General features: G+C 69.7%; 18 protein-coding genes. 10 read left to right on the forward strand and 8 right to left on the reverse strand.

The window, feature by feature from the left end:
- Positions 1 to 220: 220 nt before the first annotated feature.
- Together aspS and EV137_RS24815 are read left to right on the forward strand one after the other, a co-directional pair.
- The gene (gene aspS, locus EV137_RS24810) at positions 221 to 1504 is read left to right on the forward strand and encodes an aspartate--tRNA(Asn) ligase (RefSeq protein ID WP_134007261.1); all 1284 of its coding nucleotides are present in this window, start codon (positions 221 to 223) and stop codon (positions 1502 to 1504) included.
- A complete protein-coding gene (locus EV137_RS24815; protein WP_134131006.1) occupies positions 1504 to 2355 on the forward strand; it encodes a phosphotransferase family protein in 852 nt (283 codons plus the stop codon). The genes aspS and EV137_RS24815 overlap by 1 nt, the downstream gene beginning before the upstream one ends.
- A gap of 68 nt (positions 2356 to 2423) precedes the next feature.
- On the opposite strand, the gene EV137_RS24820 is transcribed toward EV137_RS24815, so the two are convergent.
- From EV137_RS24820 to EV137_RS24835, 4 genes are all read right to left on the reverse strand, one after another.
- A complete protein-coding gene (locus tag EV137_RS24820; RefSeq protein WP_134131007.1) occupies positions 2424 to 3584 on the reverse strand; it encodes a hypothetical protein in 1161 nt (386 codons plus the stop codon).
- Positions 3584 to 4654: an Ig-like domain-containing protein gene (locus tag EV137_RS24825; protein WP_134131008.1), complete on the reverse strand. Its 1071-nt coding sequence runs from the start codon at positions 4652 to 4654 to the stop codon at positions 3584 to 3586. The genes EV137_RS24820 and EV137_RS24825 overlap by 1 nt, the downstream gene beginning before the upstream one ends.
- Entirely contained in the window at positions 4651 to 5775 is a 1125-nt protein-coding gene (locus EV137_RS24830) for a COG1470 family protein (protein ID WP_134131009.1), read from the reverse strand. The genes EV137_RS24825 and EV137_RS24830 overlap by 4 nt, the downstream gene beginning before the upstream one ends.
- A gap of 102 nt (positions 5776 to 5877) precedes the next feature.
- Complete coding sequence (locus EV137_RS24835; protein ID WP_134131010.1) at positions 5878 to 6342, reverse strand: hypothetical protein; 465 nt, start codon at positions 6340 to 6342, stop codon at positions 5878 to 5880.
- A 124-nt stretch (positions 6343 to 6466) separates the two neighbouring features.
- On the opposite strand from EV137_RS24835, the gene EV137_RS24840 reads away from it, so the two are divergent.
- From EV137_RS24840 to EV137_RS24855, 4 genes are all read left to right on the forward strand, one after another.
- On the forward strand, positions 6467 to 7690 hold the full coding sequence (locus EV137_RS24840; protein WP_134131011.1) for a M20/M25/M40 family metallo-hydrolase: 1224 nt from the start codon (positions 6467 to 6469) through the stop codon (positions 7688 to 7690).
- 12 nt (positions 7691 to 7702) lie between these two features.
- Complete coding sequence (locus EV137_RS24845) at positions 7703 to 10258, forward strand: ATP-binding protein (RefSeq protein ID WP_134131012.1); 2556 nt, start codon at positions 7703 to 7705, stop codon at positions 10256 to 10258.
- A 126-nt stretch (positions 10259 to 10384) separates the two neighbouring features.
- Positions 10385 to 11113: an alpha/beta fold hydrolase gene (locus tag EV137_RS24850; protein ID WP_134007245.1), complete on the forward strand. Its 729-nt coding sequence runs from the start codon at positions 10385 to 10387 to the stop codon at positions 11111 to 11113.
- Positions 11110 to 11898, forward strand: coding sequence for an alpha/beta fold hydrolase (locus tag EV137_RS24855; RefSeq protein ID WP_134131013.1), 789 nt, complete (start codon positions 11110 to 11112; stop codon positions 11896 to 11898). The genes EV137_RS24850 and EV137_RS24855 overlap by 4 nt, the downstream gene beginning before the upstream one ends.
- Before the next feature lie 51 nt (positions 11899 to 11949).
- On the opposite strand, the gene EV137_RS24860 is transcribed toward EV137_RS24855, so the two are convergent.
- From EV137_RS24860 to EV137_RS24870, 3 genes are all read right to left on the reverse strand, one after another.
- The gene (locus tag EV137_RS24860; protein WP_134131014.1) at positions 11950 to 13182 is read right to left on the reverse strand and encodes a serine hydrolase domain-containing protein; all 1233 of its coding nucleotides are present in this window, start codon (positions 13180 to 13182) and stop codon (positions 11950 to 11952) included.
- 32 nt (positions 13183 to 13214) lie between these two features.
- Positions 13215 to 13883 carry a DUF4097 family beta strand repeat-containing protein gene (locus EV137_RS24865; protein WP_134131015.1) on the reverse strand — a complete coding sequence of 223 codons (669 nt, stop codon included), beginning with the start codon at positions 13881 to 13883 and terminating at the stop codon, positions 13215 to 13217.
- Positions 13884 to 13991: 108 nt separating this feature from the next.
- The gene (locus tag EV137_RS24870) at positions 13992 to 14828 is read right to left on the reverse strand and encodes an aminoglycoside phosphotransferase family protein (RefSeq protein WP_134131016.1); all 837 of its coding nucleotides are present in this window, start codon (positions 14826 to 14828) and stop codon (positions 13992 to 13994) included.
- Positions 14829 to 14910: 82 nt separating this feature from the next.
- On the opposite strand from EV137_RS24870, the gene EV137_RS24875 reads away from it, so the two are divergent.
- Genes EV137_RS24875 through rsgA form a run of 4 tightly spaced genes read left to right on the forward strand, consistent with a single transcriptional unit; the run spans position 14911 to position 18579 of the window.
- Positions 14911 to 15642 carry a DsbA family oxidoreductase gene (locus EV137_RS24875; RefSeq protein WP_134131017.1) on the forward strand — a complete coding sequence of 244 codons (732 nt, stop codon included), beginning with the start codon at positions 14911 to 14913 and terminating at the stop codon, positions 15640 to 15642.
- A 58-nt stretch (positions 15643 to 15700) separates the two neighbouring features.
- The gene (locus EV137_RS24880) at positions 15701 to 16273 is read left to right on the forward strand and encodes a DoxX family protein (protein WP_134007235.1); all 573 of its coding nucleotides are present in this window, start codon (positions 15701 to 15703) and stop codon (positions 16271 to 16273) included.
- A gap of 51 nt (positions 16274 to 16324) precedes the next feature.
- A complete protein-coding gene (gene aroA, locus EV137_RS24885) occupies positions 16325 to 17593 on the forward strand; it encodes a 3-phosphoshikimate 1-carboxyvinyltransferase (RefSeq protein ID WP_134131018.1) in 1269 nt (422 codons plus the stop codon).
- Entirely contained in the window at positions 17593 to 18579 is a 987-nt protein-coding gene (rsgA, locus tag EV137_RS24890; protein ID WP_134007230.1) for a ribosome small subunit-dependent GTPase A, read from the forward strand. Before aroA ends, rsgA begins: the two co-directional genes overlap by 1 nt.
- Here the strand turns inward: rsgA and EV137_RS24895 are convergent, their stop codons facing one another.
- Positions 18580 to 19053 (reverse strand): DUF2231 domain-containing protein, encoded by a 474-nt coding sequence (locus tag EV137_RS24895; protein ID WP_134007228.1) that lies wholly within the window; start codon positions 19051 to 19053, stop codon positions 18580 to 18582.
- Positions 19054 to 19181: the final 128 nt, after the last annotated feature.

The following is a 19181-nucleotide window of genomic DNA, read 5'->3' on the forward strand; positions in this document are numbered from 1 at the left end:
GTGTTCGCGTTGAAGGAACCAAGTAGCGTCGTACGCCACGTCAGAGAGAGTCGCCGGTAGCTGGGAAGGCGATACGTGGAGCGGTTGCGAAGACACTCCTGAGCGACTGTTGTGCAAGAGGCCGGGCTGCTTGTGGTCCGGTGAAGGTGTGGTGGCACCGCGAGATTCCCCTTCGCCCACACCTCCGGGGTTCGAGACAAACCTGGAGGTGAAAACAGCGATGCGAATTCTCAGCCATGAGATCCCCTCAGCAGTAGGCCAGACCGTCACGGTGGCCGGCTGGGTGCACCGAAGACGACGGCTCGCCGCCGTCAGTTTCCTGATCCTGCGCGACCGGTCCGGCCTGGCCCAGATCGTCGTCAAGGGTTCTCAGGCCCAGTTGGACGAGCTGGGTGAAGAGACTGTCGTTCAGGTGACCGGTACGGTCGCCGCCAACCCGCAGGCTCCCGGTGGCGCCGAGATCGTCGACCCGGTGATCGAGCCGCTGACCGAACCGGCCGTGACGCCGCCGATCGAGCTGTGGCGTCCGGCGGTCGGCGCCGGCCTGCCCGTGATCCTCGACAACGCCCCGGTCGCGCTGCGGCATCCGGCGGTGCGGGCCGGCTGGGAGATCGCCGCGGCCGCGCTGCACGGGTTCCGGTCCGCGCTGGACGGTCAGGGTTTCACGGAGATCCAGACGCCGAAGATCGTCGGTACGGCGACCGAGTCCGGGGCGAACGTGTTCGCGCTGGACTATTTCGGCGGTCCGGCGTACCTGGCGCAGTCGCCGCAGTTCTACAAGCAGACGATGGTCGGCGTGTTCGAGCGGGTCTTCGAAGTCGGTCCGGTGTTCCGGGCCGAGCCGCACGACACGGTCCGGCACCTGGCCGAGTACGTGTCGCTGGACGCGGAGTTCGGGTTCATCACCGACCACCGCGACGTTCTCGCCGTACTGCGTTCCGTGATCGCGGAGATGTTGTCGTCGGTGGGTGCGCGTGCGGGCGGCGCGTTGGAGCGGCTCGGGGTGACGGCGCCGGAGATCCCGCTCGACGTACCGGTGGTGCACTTCACCGAGGCGCTGAAGATCGCCGGCGCGGACCCGGAGGAGCCGGACCTCGCACCCGCGGACGAGCGCGCGATCGGCGAGTGGGCGTTGCGTGAGTACGGCAGCGACTTCGTCGCGGTCGAGGGCTACCCGATGGTCAAGCGGCCGTTCTACACGCATCCCCAGCCGTCGGACCCGCGGTGGTCGAACTCGTTCGACCTGCTGTTCCGCGGGGTCGAACTGGTGACCGGCGGCCAGCGCCTGCATCGGTACTCCGACTACGTCGCGGCCCTTGCGGCGCGCGGCGAGTCGGCGGACGCTCCGGCGTACAGCTCGTACCTGCAGGCGTTCAAGCACGGGATGCCGCCGCACGGCGGGTTCGCGATCGGGCTGGAGCGGTTCGTGGCGCGGCTGACCGGTGCGGAGAACGTCCGCGAGGTCACGCTGTTCCCCCGCGACCTGCACAGGTTGACGCCCTGATGGAGACCACCGAGTCGGTTGTCGCCGAGCTGAACGTTGCCCTCGGCACCGATTACCGGGTCGTGCGGCAACTGACCGGTGGTCTGCAGTCGACCGCGTACGAGCTGACGGGCGGCGTGGTCCTGAAGTGGACCGACAACCCCGGGTGGGCACCACGCGTCCGGCAGGCGGCCGAGCTCGTCCGCCGGGCGCGTGCCGTCGGCTATCCCACCCCGGCCTGGCTGACCGTCGGCACGACCGCCGCCGGGTCGCCGTACCAACTGCAGGAACTCGTCCCCGGCAGCCCGCCGACGCTCGACGAGAGCCTGGCACGACAGCTGATCGAGATCTGTGAGCTGCAGCGGGACCTGCTCCCGGAGAACCGCGACGCGAGCTGGTCCGCGTGGTCGCGCGGCGTCGTCTTCGACGGCTGGGACGGCGTGTGGGAACGGGTGCAGGCGTACGACGATGACGCCTCCGAACTCCTCGAACGGTACGGCGACTTGTGCCGCCCGTACCGGGACCACGATTTGCCCCACCACGACTTCGTCCACGGCGACCTGAACATGGGCAACCTGCTCGCGTCCGACGGGCGGATCACCGGCATCGTGGACATCGAGGCGGCCGGCGCCGGTTCACGCGTGTACGACCTGGTCTCACTGGCAGCCTCCGCCGCCCGCGACGGCGCGGCAGACGGCGTCGACGAACTCTTCCTCGAGGCAGCACTACGAGCAACCGGCCGCGCGGCAGTCGCCATCTGCGCGGGCGCCGCTTTCGCGAGTACGGCGGAGTTCGTCCACAAGCGTTCGACGTACGGCCAAGAGCTGGTCAACCACGGCGGCCGCCGCGTACTCGAACTGCTCAACGCCTAGCAGTCCTGTCTGTTGGCCGGGCTTGGGGAGGGTTTCTTCCCGATTCGGGAAGAAACCCTCCCCAGGTCCTAGTTGGAGATCGTGACTGGGATGCTGCTGCTCGGCTGGCTGGCGTTCGTGACGTTGTCGGTGCTGACAGCAACCAGACGGTAGGAGCCGTTGACCGGCTGACCACCCCAGATGACGCGATAGTTCGTCGCGGCTGACGTCGAGGAGGCGATCGGGGTCCAGTTGGAGCTGGTGCACGAGCCCGAGAGGCCGGCGCAGTAGTAGTACGCGACCGACTTCACACCGGAGCCCGACCCGTCATCGGTGGTGTCGGTGAGAGTTGCGCCATTGGCGACCGCGACCGTGACGTTGAAGGTCGACGACGGCCCGGTCGAGGTCAGACCGCTCGCTGAGGCAGTCAGCGTGAGCCCGACGGCTGCGGTATTGATGACCACGCCGCTGAAGGTGGCTCGGCCTGAGCCGTTGGTGCTTGCCGTGGCGCCGGAATCGATCACCCCAGTGGACGGGGTCAGCGTGACGCTCACGCCGGACGTCGAGACCGGGTTGCCGTACTGGTCCTGTAGCTGGACGGTGATCGCGGGCGTCAGCGCCGTACCGGCGGACCCGGACGTCGGCCCTTGGACAAAGGACAGCTTGCTGGCCGCACCAGCGGTGACTGTCACCTGCGGCGAACCCGCCGTCAAGTTGACCGCGCTGCCGTTGTTGCCGGCGCGAGACGCTGTCGTGAACGTTGCCGTTTGCGGGGTGGTCGGCGCGGTCACACGGGTCGCGTTTGTCCCCGCGCCATACGTCAGAGTCAGCTGATCGCCGACGTCACATGTCTGAGCCACGGTGATCGTCCAGGGACCCGATCCCGAGATCGAAGGGCTCACGCCCCCGCAGGACGACGCGCCTGACACCTGGACGAAACCGGCGTTACCCGACGTCGCCGACGGTTGGGTCCACCCGGCGGGCACGGCCAGGGTGATGAACGAGCCGGTGGTGAACTTGCCGGTCGTCGCCTTGAAGACGAACGTGAACTGATTACCCGTCGATCCGGCGACGACCGTGGCCGGCGAGACGGACATCGTCCCGTCGCCGCTGCCGGCATTGGCGGCGAAGGCGGGACCGGCGTTCATCGAACCGAGTGTCGCGAGCGCTGCGACCAGGGCGGCAACTGCTACCCGGCGCAGGCGGGATGTCCCCGTTCGACCCTCGACCTTCTTCCACAGGATGCTCATCACGGATGTCCGTTCACTGTCGGGCGGGAGACGGTGGGTGGTGTGGTGTCGACCGTCAACGGGGTGGCGACGCTCGGGACGCTGACGTTGCCGGTGGCATCGGTTGCGACGGCGACGACGCGGTAGGCGCCATCGGCGGCGAAGGGTGCGTTCCTCGTGATGGCGAAGTTGGTGGCCGCCGAGGTGGACGATCCGATCGCGGTCCAGTTCGTCGCGGTGCAGCCGCCGGCCGCACCGGTGCAGCGGTAGTACGCGACAGAGGCGACGCCTGAGAAGTCGTCGGTGGCCGCATCGGTGAAGGTGACAGCCGTGTTGCCGACGAAAGTCTCGAAGGATCCGGTGGCCGTGGCAACCGGTGCCGGCGCCGTGGGTGCCGTCGCGTCGTACGTGACTGTGTTGTCGGTGCTCGTCGACGCAGTGTTCCCGGCACCGCCCGAGTCGTAGGCGGTGTTGGCCGCGATCGACACCGTGACCGAGCTACTGCCGGCCAGTCCGCTGACCGCCAGGTTGTACGTCGGTCCGCTGCCGCTCACCACGACTGTCGCGGTGCCAGGGCTGACGGTGACGTCCGCACTGGTGAAGTCGGTCACCGCTTCGCTGAAGACCGCGGTGAAGTTCACGGGGGACGTAGCGGTCGGGTCCGCCTGCGCCGCGGCCTGATTGACCGTGACGGACGGCCGGGAGTTGTGCACGGTCACGTCGGCGCTCGCCCCGGATGCCGTCCAGCTCGCGGAGATCGCGGTGACGACGTAGTGGTAGATCCCGTCGGGAACATTGACCTCACTGCACGAGGTAGCAGTCGTCGTGCTGCAGGCCGCAGCGGTCAGACCGTCGCTGGTCCGTACGCGGTTCACGGTGTAGCCGGTCGCCCGGGCCGACGCCGTCCAGGTCACGTTGACCGTTCCGGCACCGGGTGGAGCCGAGGCGGTCACCGGGGTCGGCGGAGCTAGCGTTCCGGTCGTTGCGGATCCGGTGCCTGCACCGGCTGCGGACCAAAAGGCCCAGGCGGTGCCCCCGCCGGCCATCGCGAGGACCACGAGTCCGAGGACGAGCAGTACGCGTCGAGTCATGATCCGCTCCCTGCACCCGAGTAGGCGAGCTTGACCGTGGCGCCCTTGCATCCGTCCTGGTTCGTCGCCGTGTCGAGCATCGTCACCTGCGGCCAGATCGACTGCGGTACGGCGAGACCGGACAGCGCACGGCTCGCGTTGCCGGGAACAGTCAGCGGATACGTTCCGCCGTACTGCGTGATCCGGTAGTCCGCCGGTCCACACGGGAGGTTGTGCGCAACGGCGTACGGCGTCCGCGTGATCGAGCTCAGCGCGACCGTCAGATTCGTCACGGAGATGGGTTTCTTGTTCGGGTTGGTCAGCGTGAGGTCGAGTGGTCTCGAGATGCCCGGAGCGAGCAAACCGGACAGGTTGCCGCTGATCGCGAAGTCCTTGCCGGTGGTCTGCACGACCAGCTTGACGCTCGCGTACGCCGATCGCGTGACACCTGCTGGGTCGTTGCCGCTCGCGGTCAAGGAGAGCGTGTAGGTGTCGTCGGAGGCGGTGTCCGGCGTGCTGATCTGAACGCTCGCGGAGCTCCCGGTCACCGGGTTCGGTGTGAACGTGGCCACCGCCCCTTGCGGCAGTCCACCAGCGACGCCGAGGGTGACAGGCCCCGGCAGGTTCGTCCGGGTCAGTTGGATGCTGAAGACTGCGATCGTTCCGGGTGCCTGCGTGATCGAGGCCGGCGTAGCGGTCATCGACAACGAACTGGAGAGCGGGGCGTTCACCACCAGGCCGGCGGTGACGGTGCCACTGACCTTCGCGCCGGCGCCTTGGACGGTGATCCCGGCCGATCCGGTCGGCGTACTCGCCGTCGTGGTCACGGTCAGCGTCGTACTCGCCGTACTGCCGGACGTGAGCGTCACCGACGATGGGCCGAAGGACGCGGACGCCCCGTTCGGCACTCCGGTGGCGCTGAAGGCGACCGCGCCGGTGAAGCCGCCGGTCGACGTCACGCTGACCGTGTACGTCGCCGTCTGGCCCCGCGTCACCGACTGGCTGGTCGGTGTGATGCCCAGCTGGATGCCGGGTTTCGCCGGCTGGGCCGCGTACGACAGGCCGGCCACGGCGAGCAGCAGGCAGACACCGGCGATCAGGAACTTGATCACCCGGTACCGGCTCGTTCGCGTGCCTCGCATCTACTGCTCACTCCCCCCAAGAACTTTGTCGCGGTCCCGGCCTGGACGGGGCGCTGGGTCGAGGTAGCGCCCCGCCCAGGCCTGGGAAACCGCGGTGACGAGCTAGTTGCTGGCGTACGACAGGTTGACGGTCGCGCCCTTGCAGCCGTCCTGGTTGGTGGCCTTGTTGTTGAACTTCAGGGTCGCGCCGTTGAAGTTCGCCGTGCCGCCAGGGGCGACGTCGGTGGTCACGCTCATGGTCGGCGAGGCCAGCGTGTAGTCGGTGGCGTCGCAGATGCCGGTGGCGCCGGAGGCCTGGGTGACACCGGCGATGCTGACGGTGACGCTGTTGACGTAGGCGCTGCTGTCCGCGTTGTTCGTCACGGTGCCGCTGATGGTCTGCGCGGCGTCACCCGGACGCAGGTTCGAGACGGTGCTGGTCTGCACGATCGCGAGGTTGCTCGTGCCGGCGGACGTGGCACCCGAGCCGCTGCCGGAGCCGGTGGTGCTCCAGTAGGCGAAGGCCGAGCCGGCTCCGATGACGACGGTGGCTGCGGCGGCGATGATGATCTTCTTCTTGCGGTGCATGGCGGTTTCCCTTCCCCCCGGCCCCGATCGGGCCGTCTTCCCAGGAAGGTTGCCATCGACGAAATGGCCGGTCTGTCGGCCGAACGGCCAGACTTTGTCGTCCGATCGGTGGTATTCCTGTGCTGTGGATTTCGAGACTGAGCAGGCCGTCCTGGCAGCGGTCGACGACGAGCGGATCGTTGCGGAACTGCGGGAGCTGGTGCGGATTCCGAGCGTCGACGGGACCGCGGCCGAGGTCGACGTACAGGCCTGGTGTGCTGCCCGGCTGGAGGCGCTGGGGCTGACCGTTGATCACTGGCGGCTCGAGTTGTCGGCCGATGAGCCGGGGTTTCCCGGGATGGAGGTCGAGCGGTCCGAGGCCTGGGGCTGTGTCGGCGTACTCGGTGGCGATGCGACGCCGGGGCTGATCCTCAACGGGCATGTCGACGTGGTGCCGGGTGGCACATTCGACGCCCGGATCGAGGACGGCGTGATGTGGGGCCGCGGGACCTGTGACATGAAGGGCGGTGTCGCGGCGGTCCTCGGTGCGGTGGCGGCGATCGTTGCCTCGGGCATCACGCTGCGCAAGCCGCTCGCGGTGCACACCGTGATCGGTGAGGAGGACGGCGGCGTCGGTGCGTTCGCGACGTTGCGCCGCGGTCATCGCGGCGAGGCGTGCCTGATCGCCGAGCCGACCGCCGGGACGGTCATCCCGGCCAATGCCGGCTCGCTGACGTTCCGGCTGGAGGTCCCGGGGCTGGCCACGCACGGCTCGACCCGCAGTCGCGGGGTGAGCGCGATCGAGAAGTTCACCGTGATCCAGACCGCGCTGCAGGAGCTCGAACGTGAGCGCAACCGGGACCCGCATCCACTGCTCGCCCACCTCGACCTCGCCAACCCGCTGTCCGTCGGCACCATCGCGGCCGGCGACTGGGCGAGCACCGTTCCCGACCACCTGATCGCCGAGGGCCGGTACGGCGTACGTCTCGGGGAGGCCGTCGCGGACGCGCGGACCGCCTTCGAGGACGCGGTAGCGGTGGCGTGCGCGAAGGACGACTGGCTGCGTGAGCACCCGGTAACGGTCAGCTGGCCGGGTGGTGAGTTCGCCTCCGGTCTGCTACCTGAGGGCGACCCCTTGCTCGCGGACACGGTCGAGGCAGCGTCCGACGCGGGCGGAGCGGTCCCGGCGGTCAAGGGCGCGCCGTACGGATCAGACCTTCGGCAGTACGCCGCAGCGGGCATCCCCACGCTGCAGTACGGGCCGGGTGACGTGCGGTACGCCCACGCCGCCGACGAGCACGTCGTACTGGCCGACGTACTGCACGCCGCACGCACGTACGCCCTGCTGGCTGTACGTCGCTGCGGTTGATACAAATCCACCATGGTGCCGCTGCGGGGACGCTCTGAGGAGCTCGGCAAGCTCCTTGCCGCGCTACGAGCGGCCGGCAACGGACAGGCCTCGCTGGCCGTCGTCAGCGGTGAGCCCGGGATCGGCAAGTCAGCGCTGCTGGCCGCCGCTGTGGAGCAGGCTGAGCGCCAGGGCTTCCTCGTCGCGAGTGCGGCCGCGCACCAGACCGACAACATCAGTCCGCTCGCGTCCCTCGCTCCTGCTCTGCGGGCCGGGGCAGAGCCGCTGATCGACACGGACCAGTTCCTGGAGCTGGCGGCCCTCAACACCCAGCCGCTCTGGCTTGCCGAGCGGCTTGCCGACCTCATCGGCCGTCGTCTCGCCGGTGTTCGCGCCCTGATCGTGCTGGATGACGCCCAGTGGTCCGATCCGCTCACCGCGTTCGTACTGCGGGTTGCGGTCGACCGTCTGCCCGCGGCGAGCGTGCTCTGGCTGCTCGCCACTCGCCCGAGCCCGGGTGGCCCGGCCGACCAGCTGAGCGAGGCGGTGAGCGTTCCGGTGCACAGCATCCCGCTCGCACCCCTGACCGCGGACGCGATCCAGGACCTCGCGGCGGACCGTCTGAACCACGCGGTCGACCCGTCGCTGGCGCTACAGCTCGCCGGCGTCCAGGGCATCCCGTTCCTGGCCGAGCAGCTCATCGCGGGTCTGTACCTGAGCGGCAGCGACCTGTCCGCCGGGCTGATCGAGGGTGTACGGCGCCGGACCAGCGACCTGTCCGAAACCGGCCGGGACCTGATCCGCACCGCCGCCGTTTTCGGCAGCGAGTTCCGCCTGGAAGACGTCGCCGCACTGATGGCCGCACCGGTCGCCAGGCTCGCCGCACCGCTGGAGGAGGCGATCCAGGCCGGTCTGCTCACAGACGCCGGCTCGGTGCTGCGTTTCCGCCACGAGCTCCTGCGCTCCGCGGCGTTGGCCGACGTACCGCCGTCTGCTCAGCGGGCGCTGCACGGCGCGATCGCGAACCAGCTCATGTCCGCGGGGCGTGGTGCGGCCGCTGCCGCACCGCATGTCCTCGCAGTCGCCCAGTCCGGTGACACGAGCGCTGTCGCGACACTGCGGGAGGCAGCGCGGGACCTGCTCTCGACCATGTCGATCACGGCCGCGGAAGTGATCCAGCAGGCGTTCGACCTGACGCGGGTGGACGACCCACTCCGCGCTGAGGTCGGTGTCGACGTGGTGAGCATCCTGCTCGTCGCCTGGCAGTACGACCGCGCCAAGGCGTTCGCCGACGACCTGCTCAGCGGTACGGCGCTCTACCACGGACCGATCACCCCGGACCTCCAGGCGACCCTCCGTCTGCACCTGGCGCCGCACCGGCGTCTCGACGTACAAGAACTCACCGTCCCCGGCGCCGCACCCCACCTGGCCGAACGGCTCGCGGCCCACCGCGCGCTGGCCGGTGCGGACGCTCCGAGCGCTGCAACGGACCCGATTGCGCAGTCGCTTCAGCAGGTGGCTGCGGCCGAGGCGGCACAGTCCGAGGGCAGGTACGCCGACGCACGCGACCTGTACGTCGCAGCACGCCAGGCGGAACCCGATCTTGGGAGCTTGCCGCCTACGCTGGTCGAGGTGGGCGAGCTGTACTGCCGCGCCGAGTCGGACGACCTGTCCGCTGCTCTGGAACGTGCGCGGGAGCTGATGACCGCAGGCTCCTCCTGGGCCGCTCCACAACTCGCCGTGCTGCATGCGCGGCTCGAGTACGCCTCCGGCAACCTGCAACAAGCAGAGGGCGCGGCGCACGCCGGTCTGCGCTGGATGGACCAGCTGCATGACCGATCGCTCGCCCCTGCAGCGGACCAGGTACTCGCACTGGTCGCCCTGCTCCGTGGCCACCTGACCCAGGCGCGCAAACTGGCCGGCAGCGATCCGACGATCAGTGCGCTGCTGGCCATCGCGGACGGCGACGCCAAGGCGGTCAAGCGGTTGGCCGCGACGCCGCAGGACTTCCCGGAGCGCATCGGCCTCCTGCTGCAGGCCGACGCCCTGGACGAGCTCAAGCGACTCAGTCCGTCTGCAGCAAGCCGTGGCGCGCTCGCCGTGGTGGCTGCGGGCAACGACGTCGAGCAGCTAGCTGAAGCGGTCGAGATCGTCCGTACGGCGCAGCGGCCGCTGCTGCTCGCACAGGCCGAGGAGCGCTACGGGCGGGCCGCTCTGGAGTCAGGTGATCGCAAGACCGGCGTACCGGCTCTGGAGCGAGTGCTGGACAGTCTGACGGCTCTTGGCGCGACTGCTCCGGCCGGGCGGATCCAGGCGGTGCTGCAGGCAGCCGGCGTACGACGGCGTCGCTGGGCCGCCGTACCGCCGCGGGCTCAGGAGGGGTGGGAGTCGCTCACGCCGATGGAGCGACGGGTCGCCCTGCTCGTCGCCGAGGGGCACACGAACCGGTCTGCGGCCGACGAGCTGGTGGTGTCGGCCAGCACCGTCGGGACCCATCTACGGGCCGTGTTCGGCAAGCTCGGGGTGAATTCGCGCGTCCAGCTCACCCGGCTGGTGCTGGAACGGTTCGCCCCTCCCCCGAACGCATGAGATTCGGGTGCACCGCCTGCTCTGAGCACCGGAGCGGTCCCTGACAGGTTCACGTGTTCGCTCGATCCGCCGGAGCGGCCTTCAGCGGTTTCCTTCTACCAAGCAACCACGAAGGGAACAGCGAAAATGACTGAGCAGTCAGACAAGACCCCCACCGTCGTCCTGGTCCACGGCGCGTTCGCCGAGAACGCCAGCTGGTCCGGTGTGATCGCCGAGCTCACGAGCCGCGGCATCCCGGCGATCGCGGTCGCCAACGAGCTGCGCGGCCCCGCCCTCGACGGCAGCCGGGTCGCCGCCCAGGTGCGCGAGATCGACGGCCCGGTCGTCCTGGTCGGGCACTCGTACGGCGGTGCGGTCATTACCGCGGCCGCCAACGAGGCCGACAACGTCTCCGCACTGGTCTACGTAGCCGCGTTCGTACCGGAGGAGGGCGAGAGCCTGCAGGACCTGCTCGGCAGCTTCCCGGCCAACGACTTCGCGTCCGGCCTGGTCCCGCACCAGCTGCCCACCGGTGACGGCGGCGAGGAGACCTGGCTGAGCATCGACCGGTCCAAGTTCCGGGCGCTGTTCGCGGCCGACGTCGAGAACGCCGAGCAGCTCGGCCGGACGCAGCGGCCGATCGCCGCGGTCGCGTTCGAGGAGAAGTCCGGTGCGGCGAGCTGGAAGCGCGTCCCGGTCTACGACCTGGTCGCCAGCGGCGACGAGGCGATCCACCCGGACGGCCAGCGCACGATGGCCGCCCGCGCGAACGCCACCACGATCGAGGTCGACGGCTCGCACGCGGTCGCCGTCTCACAGCCGAAGGCCGTCGCCGACTTCATCGCGAGCGCCGTCGAGGCAGGTGCGAACCGATGAAGCCGATCAAGCTCAGGCACCTGGTCACGGTCGCCGCGACGGCGGTCCTCACCCTCACCGGTGTCACCACGGCGAGTGCCCAGACCGAGCACAAGCCGAAGCCCACCATCGTCCTGCTGCACGGCGCCTTCGCCGACGGAGCCAGCTGGTCCGAGGTGACCAGCCGGCTCCAGCGGGACGGGTACACCGTGGTCGCCCCCGCTGTCCCGCTGCGCGGGATCGCGTCGGACACGTCATACCTGAAGGGCGTGCTCGACAACATCTCCGGCCCGAAGGTGCTCGTCGGCCACTCGTACGGCGGTGCGCTGGTGAGCCAGCTGGCCGGGACCGCCGGGGTGAAATCGCTGGTGTACGTCGCCGCGTTCGTCCCGCAGGCCGGTGAGACGCTCGGGGCGCTGAACTCGAAGTACCCGGGCAGCGAGATCGGCCCGGACACGACGAACACGATCAGCTACCCCGGTGGGGTGGATCTGGTGATGAAGCCGGAGTCGTTCCGCCGGGTGTTCGCGGCCGACCTCCCGGCGCGGCAGGCCGCCGTACTCGGGGCCTCGCAGCGCCCGGTCAACGCCGCGGTCTTCGACGAGAAGATCCCGACGGGCGCTCCGGCCGCGCTCCCGAAGTACGCCGTGATCCCGACCGAGGACCACGCGATCGCACCGGCCGCGGAGCGCTTCATGGCCGACCGCGCCCACGCCACCACGGTGGCGGTCCAAGGAGCATCCCATCTGGTCGCCCTCTCCCACCCGGGCACGGTGACCCGAGTGATCGAGCAAGCCGCCCGCTGAAACAGCAACGTCGGCCGGACCGCAGCCAGCGGTCCGGCCGACGTGTTGCCGTCAGTCCTCGAGAGCCTGGTAGAGCGTGGTCCAGAAGTCGTTCATGAGCTGGACCGAGGACGGCACGGTCGTGCCGACCTGGGTGAGCAGGATGCCGACGACCTGGTTGACCGGGTCCGCGTACGTCGACGTACCGGCGCCACCGTCCCAGCCGAACTGACCGATCGGCGCGTAATCGCCCCGGTAGGTACGAACCGCCATCCCGAAGCCCCATCCGCCCTGCTGTCCCTGGCCGAACGAGATGTGCACGTTGTCCCGGGCCAGCGTCTCCCGGGCCGCCAACTGCTCGGCCGTGAGGCTGTTGCTGGTCATCAGCTGCACGGCCGGCTTGGAGAGAATCCGCTGGTCCTGATGTACGCCGTGGTTCAGCAGCATCCGGAAGTAGGCGTGGTAGTCGTCGGCGGTGGAGTTCAGCCCGCCGCCACCGCCCTGGAACGCCGGCGGGGCGCTGTGCCGGCCGCCCTCCGCCTCGTCCCACACCTGGAACTCGCCGGTGGCGGGGTCCGGCGCATAGAGCGGTGGGAGCCGGTGCAGTTGGTCGGCGGGAACGGAGAACCCGGTGTCCTTCATGCCCAGCGGCCCGAAGATCCGCTCCTGCAGGAACTCGTCGTACGACTGACCGGTGACCCGGGAGACGAGGACGCCGATCAGGTCGCTGCTGATCTGGTACTGCCAGCGCTCACCGGGCTGGTACATCAGCGGAAGCGTGCCGAGGCGCCGCATCCACTCGTCCGGCTCCGGCATCGGCACCGGCCCGTTGGGCGTGATGCCCTGCTCGAACAGGGCGGCCATGATCGGCGTACCGATCATCGTCATGTCCATGCCGAGCCCGAACGTGGACGTCAGCACGTCCCGGACGGTGATGGGCCGCTTGGCCGGCACGGTGTCGTCGACCTGGCTGTCGATCCGCTTCAGGACCTGACGGCCGGCCAGCTCGGGCAGCCACGGCTCGACCGTGTCGTCCAGCCGCAGCCGGCACTCGTCGAGCAACACCATGGCCGCCGACACCGAGACCGGCTTCGACGTCGAGGCCATCCGGAAGATCGTGTCGCGTCGCATCGGCGCGCCGCCCTCGTGACGCATCGTCCCGAGGGTCTCGACGTACGGCTCACCGTCGCCGCGGCTGACCAGGGCGACGACGCCGGGGATCTTCCCGGAGTCGACGTGCCGGGCCAGTACGTCGTGCAGTCGGCGCAACCCGGCCTCGGTGAAGCCGGAGGAAGTCGTTGACATGGTGGTGCTCCTTGGAGTGGTACGGATTGCGGTCAGAGGCTGCGGGCGACGATGTCGCCGACCGAGGTGGTCGCGCGGATCGTGAGTTCGGGGCCCGCGCCCTCGCTGTTCTTGAGCGCGTTGCTGATGCGGCCGGTGGAGGTGCCGGCATCGAGCGTGGCCGAGACTCCGGCGGCGGCGACGATCTCCACCTCGCCGACATCGGTGCGCAGTACGACGGTGCCGCGCACCGCCTCGGCGATCCGGATGTCGCCCTTGCTGGTGCGAATCTCCGCGGGACCGTTGAGGCGGCCGACGGACACGTCACTGGCGGAGGTCGTGATGCGAGCGCTCGCGACGTCCTCGAGGTCGATGGGACCCTGGGCGCTCTCGATGACGACATCGCCGAAGCGTCCGGTCGCCCGGAGATCGGCGCCGGCCGCCTTCACCTCGGCCTGGGAACCGGCCGGCAGTTGCACCGTCACCGCGACGGCTCCGGAGGGCCCGAAGTACTGGTTCTTCGCGACGACCGCGATCCGCAGCACGCCGTCGGCGTACTCGACCGTGGTCTGCTCGGCAGCCTTCACGTCGCGGCTCTTCGAGGCGTCCGCGGGGAGCACCTCGACGGCGGTGTCGGCCCGGTCGGTGGCAACGAGCTGAATGCGTCCGGCGGGGATGTTCAGGACTGCGGAGATCGGCTGGGAGGTGCTGTACGTCGGCATTGTGGTGCCTTCCTGGAGTGCTTGGTGTGTTGCTGACAAACACCAAGATCCAGGGCCGTCCTGACACCGAACCGCCGCGGCCCTGACACGGCTCCTGACACCGGTCGATCAGAGAATTCGATCCAGGGCCTCGTGCCCGATCGGGCCCCAGTGGGTCTTGCCGCCCGGGATGCCCTTCTCTCCGTTGATGCCCATGGCGATCAGGAACAGTGCGCGCGTCAGGGCCCAGCCGCGGGCTCGTCGTACCGTCGCCTCGTCCACCCCGTAGGCGTCGAGGAAGCGCTCCGCCTCCGGGAGCAGGATCCAGGCGGCCGCGAGGTCGTTGGCCGGGTCGCCGGCGCCGATCTCCTCGAAGTCCACGACGCCGGCGAGCGTACCGTCGGCAACGACTACGTTCGCCGGGTGCAGGTCGCCGTGCAGCCACACCGGCGCCCCGTCCCACTTGGGCGCCGCGATCGCGTCCTCCCACACCGCACGGATCTCGCCGGCGCGGCCGACGTACGCCTGCACCTCGTCGAAGCCGGGGGTCGGCGCGAGACTGCTCCGTTCGCTCACCGGCGCGTCGGCCGGTGGCTCGGTGTGCAGCGCCTTGAGGAAGTCCGCGAGGACGTCGGCGGCGGCCGGATCCGTGATCGGTGCGTGGTCCGCGGGTTCTCCGTGCACCCAGGTGGTGATCATCCACGTCCGCGGGAAGGCGTCGGACGGGTCACAGAGGTGGAGTGGGGAGGGGACGGGCAGCGGGAGCTGGGCAGCGAGGCTGGGCAGCCACCGGTGTTCTCGGCGGAGTGGTTCGGGACCCTGGTTCCCACGGGGCAGTCTGACGGCCAGGTCGTCGCCCAGGCGCCACATCTGGTTGCCCCAGCCGCCGATGATCTCCTTCAGTTCGAGATCGGCCAGGTCAGGATGCTGGGCTTTCAGCAGGGTCCGCACGAGGTCGTCGTCCATTTTCAGATCCACGGCCCGTCAGACGCATCACATCGGTGGCTGGTTGGGAATAGGTTCACAGAACGGACAGTTGCCGACAGTTATGCGCATTGATGTGTGGTCCGACGTCGTCTGCCCGTGGTGCTACATCGGGAAGCGGCGGCTCGAAGAGGCCCTCGCCGACAGCGGTGAGAGCGCCGAGATCGTCTGGCACAGCTTCCAGCTCGACCCTTCGTCGACGAACGACGACCCGCGGGACCTGGCGACGCGGCTGGGCGAGAGGTACGGTCGCGGCCGCGAGTGGGGCCTGCAGGCCAACGCCCATGTCACCGAGGTGGCGGCCGAGGTCGGGCTCGAGTACCACCTGGACCAGGCGAAGCCGGTCAACACCGTCGACGCGCACCGCATCCTGCACCTGGCCCGTGACCTCGCTGAGGCCGGAGAGGTGCCCGCTGACACGCAGGGCCGCCTCAAGGAGCGTCTGCTCAAGGGCTACTTCACCGACGGCCTCCCGGTCGGTGACCACGCCACGCTGACCGAGCTGGCCACCGAGGTCGGCCTTCCCGCCGAGCGAGTGCGTGAGGTTCTCGCGAGTACGACGTACACCGACGACGTGGCCGCGGATCAGGCACAGGCCCTGGCGTACGGCGCCAACGGCGTACCGTTCTTCGTCATCGACGAGAAGTACGGCGTGAGCGGCGCCCAGCCCGTCGACGTCTTCAAGGAAGCACTGCGCCGGGCGAACGCGGACCGCAAGCCGGTGACGCTCATCACCGCACCGGGCGCGACGACTGACGGTGACGCGGAGTGCGGGCCGGACGGCTGCCCCATCTGAGTCCGACGTTCAGCGGTGGGTACCGGGACTCATACGAAACGTGGTGTATGAAGGAGGCATGACTGTCGTGCGCGCACTGGCCAGGCCGTTGCTGTCCGTCATTTTCGTCGTGCAAGGCGCCAACGCCGTCCGGAACCCCGAGCCGCTGGTACCCAAGGCACAACCCGTCACCGACCGGCTCGTACCGATGGTGAAGAAGGTCGCGCCGCCGCAGGTCAGCGACCGCATCCCCGAAACCACCGCCAACCTGATCCGGCTGAACGGCGCGGTCCAGGTCCTCGGTGGTCTCGCGCTGGCGACGGGTAAGGGCCGTCGCCTCGGCGCCGCCGTGCTGGCGGCTTCGCTGGTGCCGACGACGCTCGCCGGGCACGCGTTCTGGCAGGAGAAGGACAAGGACGCCCGCAACCAGCAGCGCATCGCTTTCATGAAGAACCTGGGCGTGCTCGGCGGTCTGCTGCTCGCGGCGGTCGACACCGAAGGCAAGCCGGGTGTCACCTGGCGCGCCACGCACGGTGCGCGGGCGGCGAAGCGCGAGACCAAGCGCGGCGCGAAGGCCGCCAAGCGCGAGGCGAAGCAGTTCGCCCGCGAGGCGAAGCACGCCGCCCGTCTCGCGAAGGCGGAGCTCAGCTGATCGCGATGCCCTAGGCTCAGGGCAGTAGACAGCTGAGCTTGAGGGAGTGGGATGAGCGAGCAGGGTTGGCCGGCGCCGCGGGTCGATGGAGCAGTGACCGGTACCGTCACAGTGCCCGGATCGAAGTCGATCAGCAACCGCGCCCTCATCCTCGCCGCGATCGCGGACGGCCCGTCGCACCTGACCGGCCTGCTCGCGGCTCGCGACACGTCCCTGATGCGGTCGGCGCTGGTCTCGCTCGGCGTGGGCATCTCCGAGAGCGGTACGACGGTGACCGTCACCCCGGGCTCGCTCAAGGGCCCGGCGAACGTCGACTGCGGCCTGGCCGGCACCGTGATGCGGTTCGTCCCGCCGGTCGCCGCGCTGGCCGACGGCGTGGTCGCCTTCGACGGTGACCCGTACGCGCGGGAGCGGCCGATGGGCGTCATCCTCGACGCGCTGCGCACCCTCGGCGTACAGATCGACGACGGCGGCACCGGCCGGATGCCGTACACCGTGTCCGGCACGGGTTCGGTGCGCGGCGGGAAGGTGACCCTGGACGCGTCCGGGTCGAGCCAGTTCGTGTCCGCGCTGCTGCTGGCCGGCGCGCGGTACGACGAGGGCGTCGACATCCGGCACGACGGCAAGCCGGTCCCGTCGCAGCCGCACCTGGACATGTCGGTCGCGATGCTGCGCGAACGCGGTGTCACGGTCGACGACACGGAGCCGAACCGGTGGGTGGTTGCTCCCGGCCCCATTCGAGCGCTGGACACCGCGATCGAGCCCGACCTGTCGAACGCGGCGCCGTTCCTGGCCGCGGCCGTCGTCACCGGCGGCGAGGTGACCGTGACCGGCTGGCCGGCGGAGACCACGCAGCCGGGCGGCCAACTGCCCGAGCTCTTCACGCGGTTCGGCGCCGAGGTGACGCGCACCGAGGACGGTCTGACCGTGCGCGGGACCGGACGGGTGCAGGGCTGCGACCTCGACCTGAGCGAGGTCGGCGAGCTGTCCCCCGTGATCGCCGCGGTGGCCGCGTTCGCCGACGGGCCGTCGTACCTGCGGGGAATCGCGCACCTGCGCAACCACGAGACCGACCGGCTGGCGGCGCTCGAAACCGAGTTCAACGCGCTCGGCGGGGACGTCACGCAACTCGAGGACGGGCTGGCGATCCGGCCGAAGCCGTTGCGCGGAGGGCTTTTCCACACGTACGACGACCACCGGATGGCGCACGCCGCCGCTGTCGTCGGCCTGCTCGTCGACGACCTGCAGATCGAGAACATCGGCACCACAGCGAAAACCCTGCCCGAATTCCCCCAGTTGTGGTCGGGGCTCGCCGGCTGATGTCGCGGTACGACGAGGAGGCCAAGTACGACCGTCCGAAGCGCCGGACCCGGCCACGGACCAAGGACCGTCCCTCGTACGACGACGCCGCGATCGGGTTCGTCTTCACCCGCGACCGCGGGCGCTACGCCTGCTGGGTCGAGGATCCGGACGGCGGGCGCGAGGTGACCGCGATGAAGGCCCGTCAGCTCGGCCGCACCGGCGTGATCGTCGGAGACCGGGTCAAACTCGACGGCAACGCCAGCGGCGACGAGGGCTCGCTGGCCCGCATCGTCGAGGTTCTCCCCCGTACGACGCTGCTGCGCCGCTCCGCCGATGACGACGACCCCGTCGAGCGCCCGCTGGTCGCGAACGCAGACCAGCTTGTCATCGTCGTCGCAGTCGCGAACCCGGAGCCCCGGACCGGGTTGATCGACCGCTTCCTGGTCGCGGCGTACGACGCCGGCATGCGCCCGCTGCTCTGCCTCACGAAGACCGACCTGGCCGATCCGGACCCACTGCTCTCGATCTACCGCCCCTTGGGCGTCGAGTCGGTCGCCACGCACCAAGGCGGCGACCTGACGGAGCTCCAGGAGCAGCTCGACGACCGGACAAGCGTGCTGGTCGGTCACTCGGGCGTCGGCAAGTCCACGCTGGTCAACGGCATCATCCCCGGCGCCGCCCGGGCGGTCGGCATCGTCAACGAGGTCACCGGCCGCGGGCGCCATACGTCGACGAACACCGTCGTACTGCGCCTGCCGGACGGCGGCTGGCTGATCGACACCCCGGGCATCCGCTCGTTCGGCCTCGCGCACGTGGACCCCGACAAGTTGATCGGCGCGTTCCCGGACCTCGCGGAGATCGCGGCGGACTGCCCGCGTGGCTGCACACATGCCGCGGACGCGCCCGACTGCGCGCTGGACGAGGCCGTCGCCGAGGGGCGCGCCGACGCCGAGCGAGTCGCGTCCTTCCGCCGGCTGGTCGCCAGCCGCGGATCAGCCAACTGACTACTTGGGAAGCTGTCCTTGCCATACCGCCTTCGCGCCGGCGTCGCCGGTGCGGATGGTCTGCCAGATGACCAGTACGCCGATCACAACGACCGCGGCCTGGGTGAGCAGCTCGAGCGGCCGGCTCGTCGTTGCCTTGTCACCCTTGATGCCGGCCAGCAGCAAGAAGGCGGCGACGGCAACGACCGCGAAGATCAGGCAGTACCAGAACAGCAGGTCGCCGCGCTTCGCGTGCAGTTCGACGGCCTTCTCCAGCGTCGGCACCGCGTTGACGAACGCCTCACCGCTCTCCTTGGCCACGAACGCGCACACCACCGTCCCGACGCCGAGAATCAACGCCGGCCAGCGCAGCACCCCGCGCCACCGCGGCACCAGCGCGAACACGATGCCGGTGAGCGCGGCCACCGGGAGCAGCACCACGGTCAGATGAATCACCAGCACGTGCAGCGGCAGATCCCCGAAGCGCTCGAACATTGACGCCTCCCGGCGGTCGTAGGACGTGATCAGACACTAGTGGCACGTTCAACGACTGCCTTTGGTTCAATCCACACCGCAATCGATCCGCAACTGATCCCGGACACCCGGTCCGCTCCGCAGCGGTT

This window comes from Kribbella pratensis (genome assembly GCF_004366075.1).
Taxonomy (GTDB): Bacteria; Actinomycetota; Actinomycetes; order Propionibacteriales; family Kribbellaceae; genus Kribbella; species Kribbella pratensis.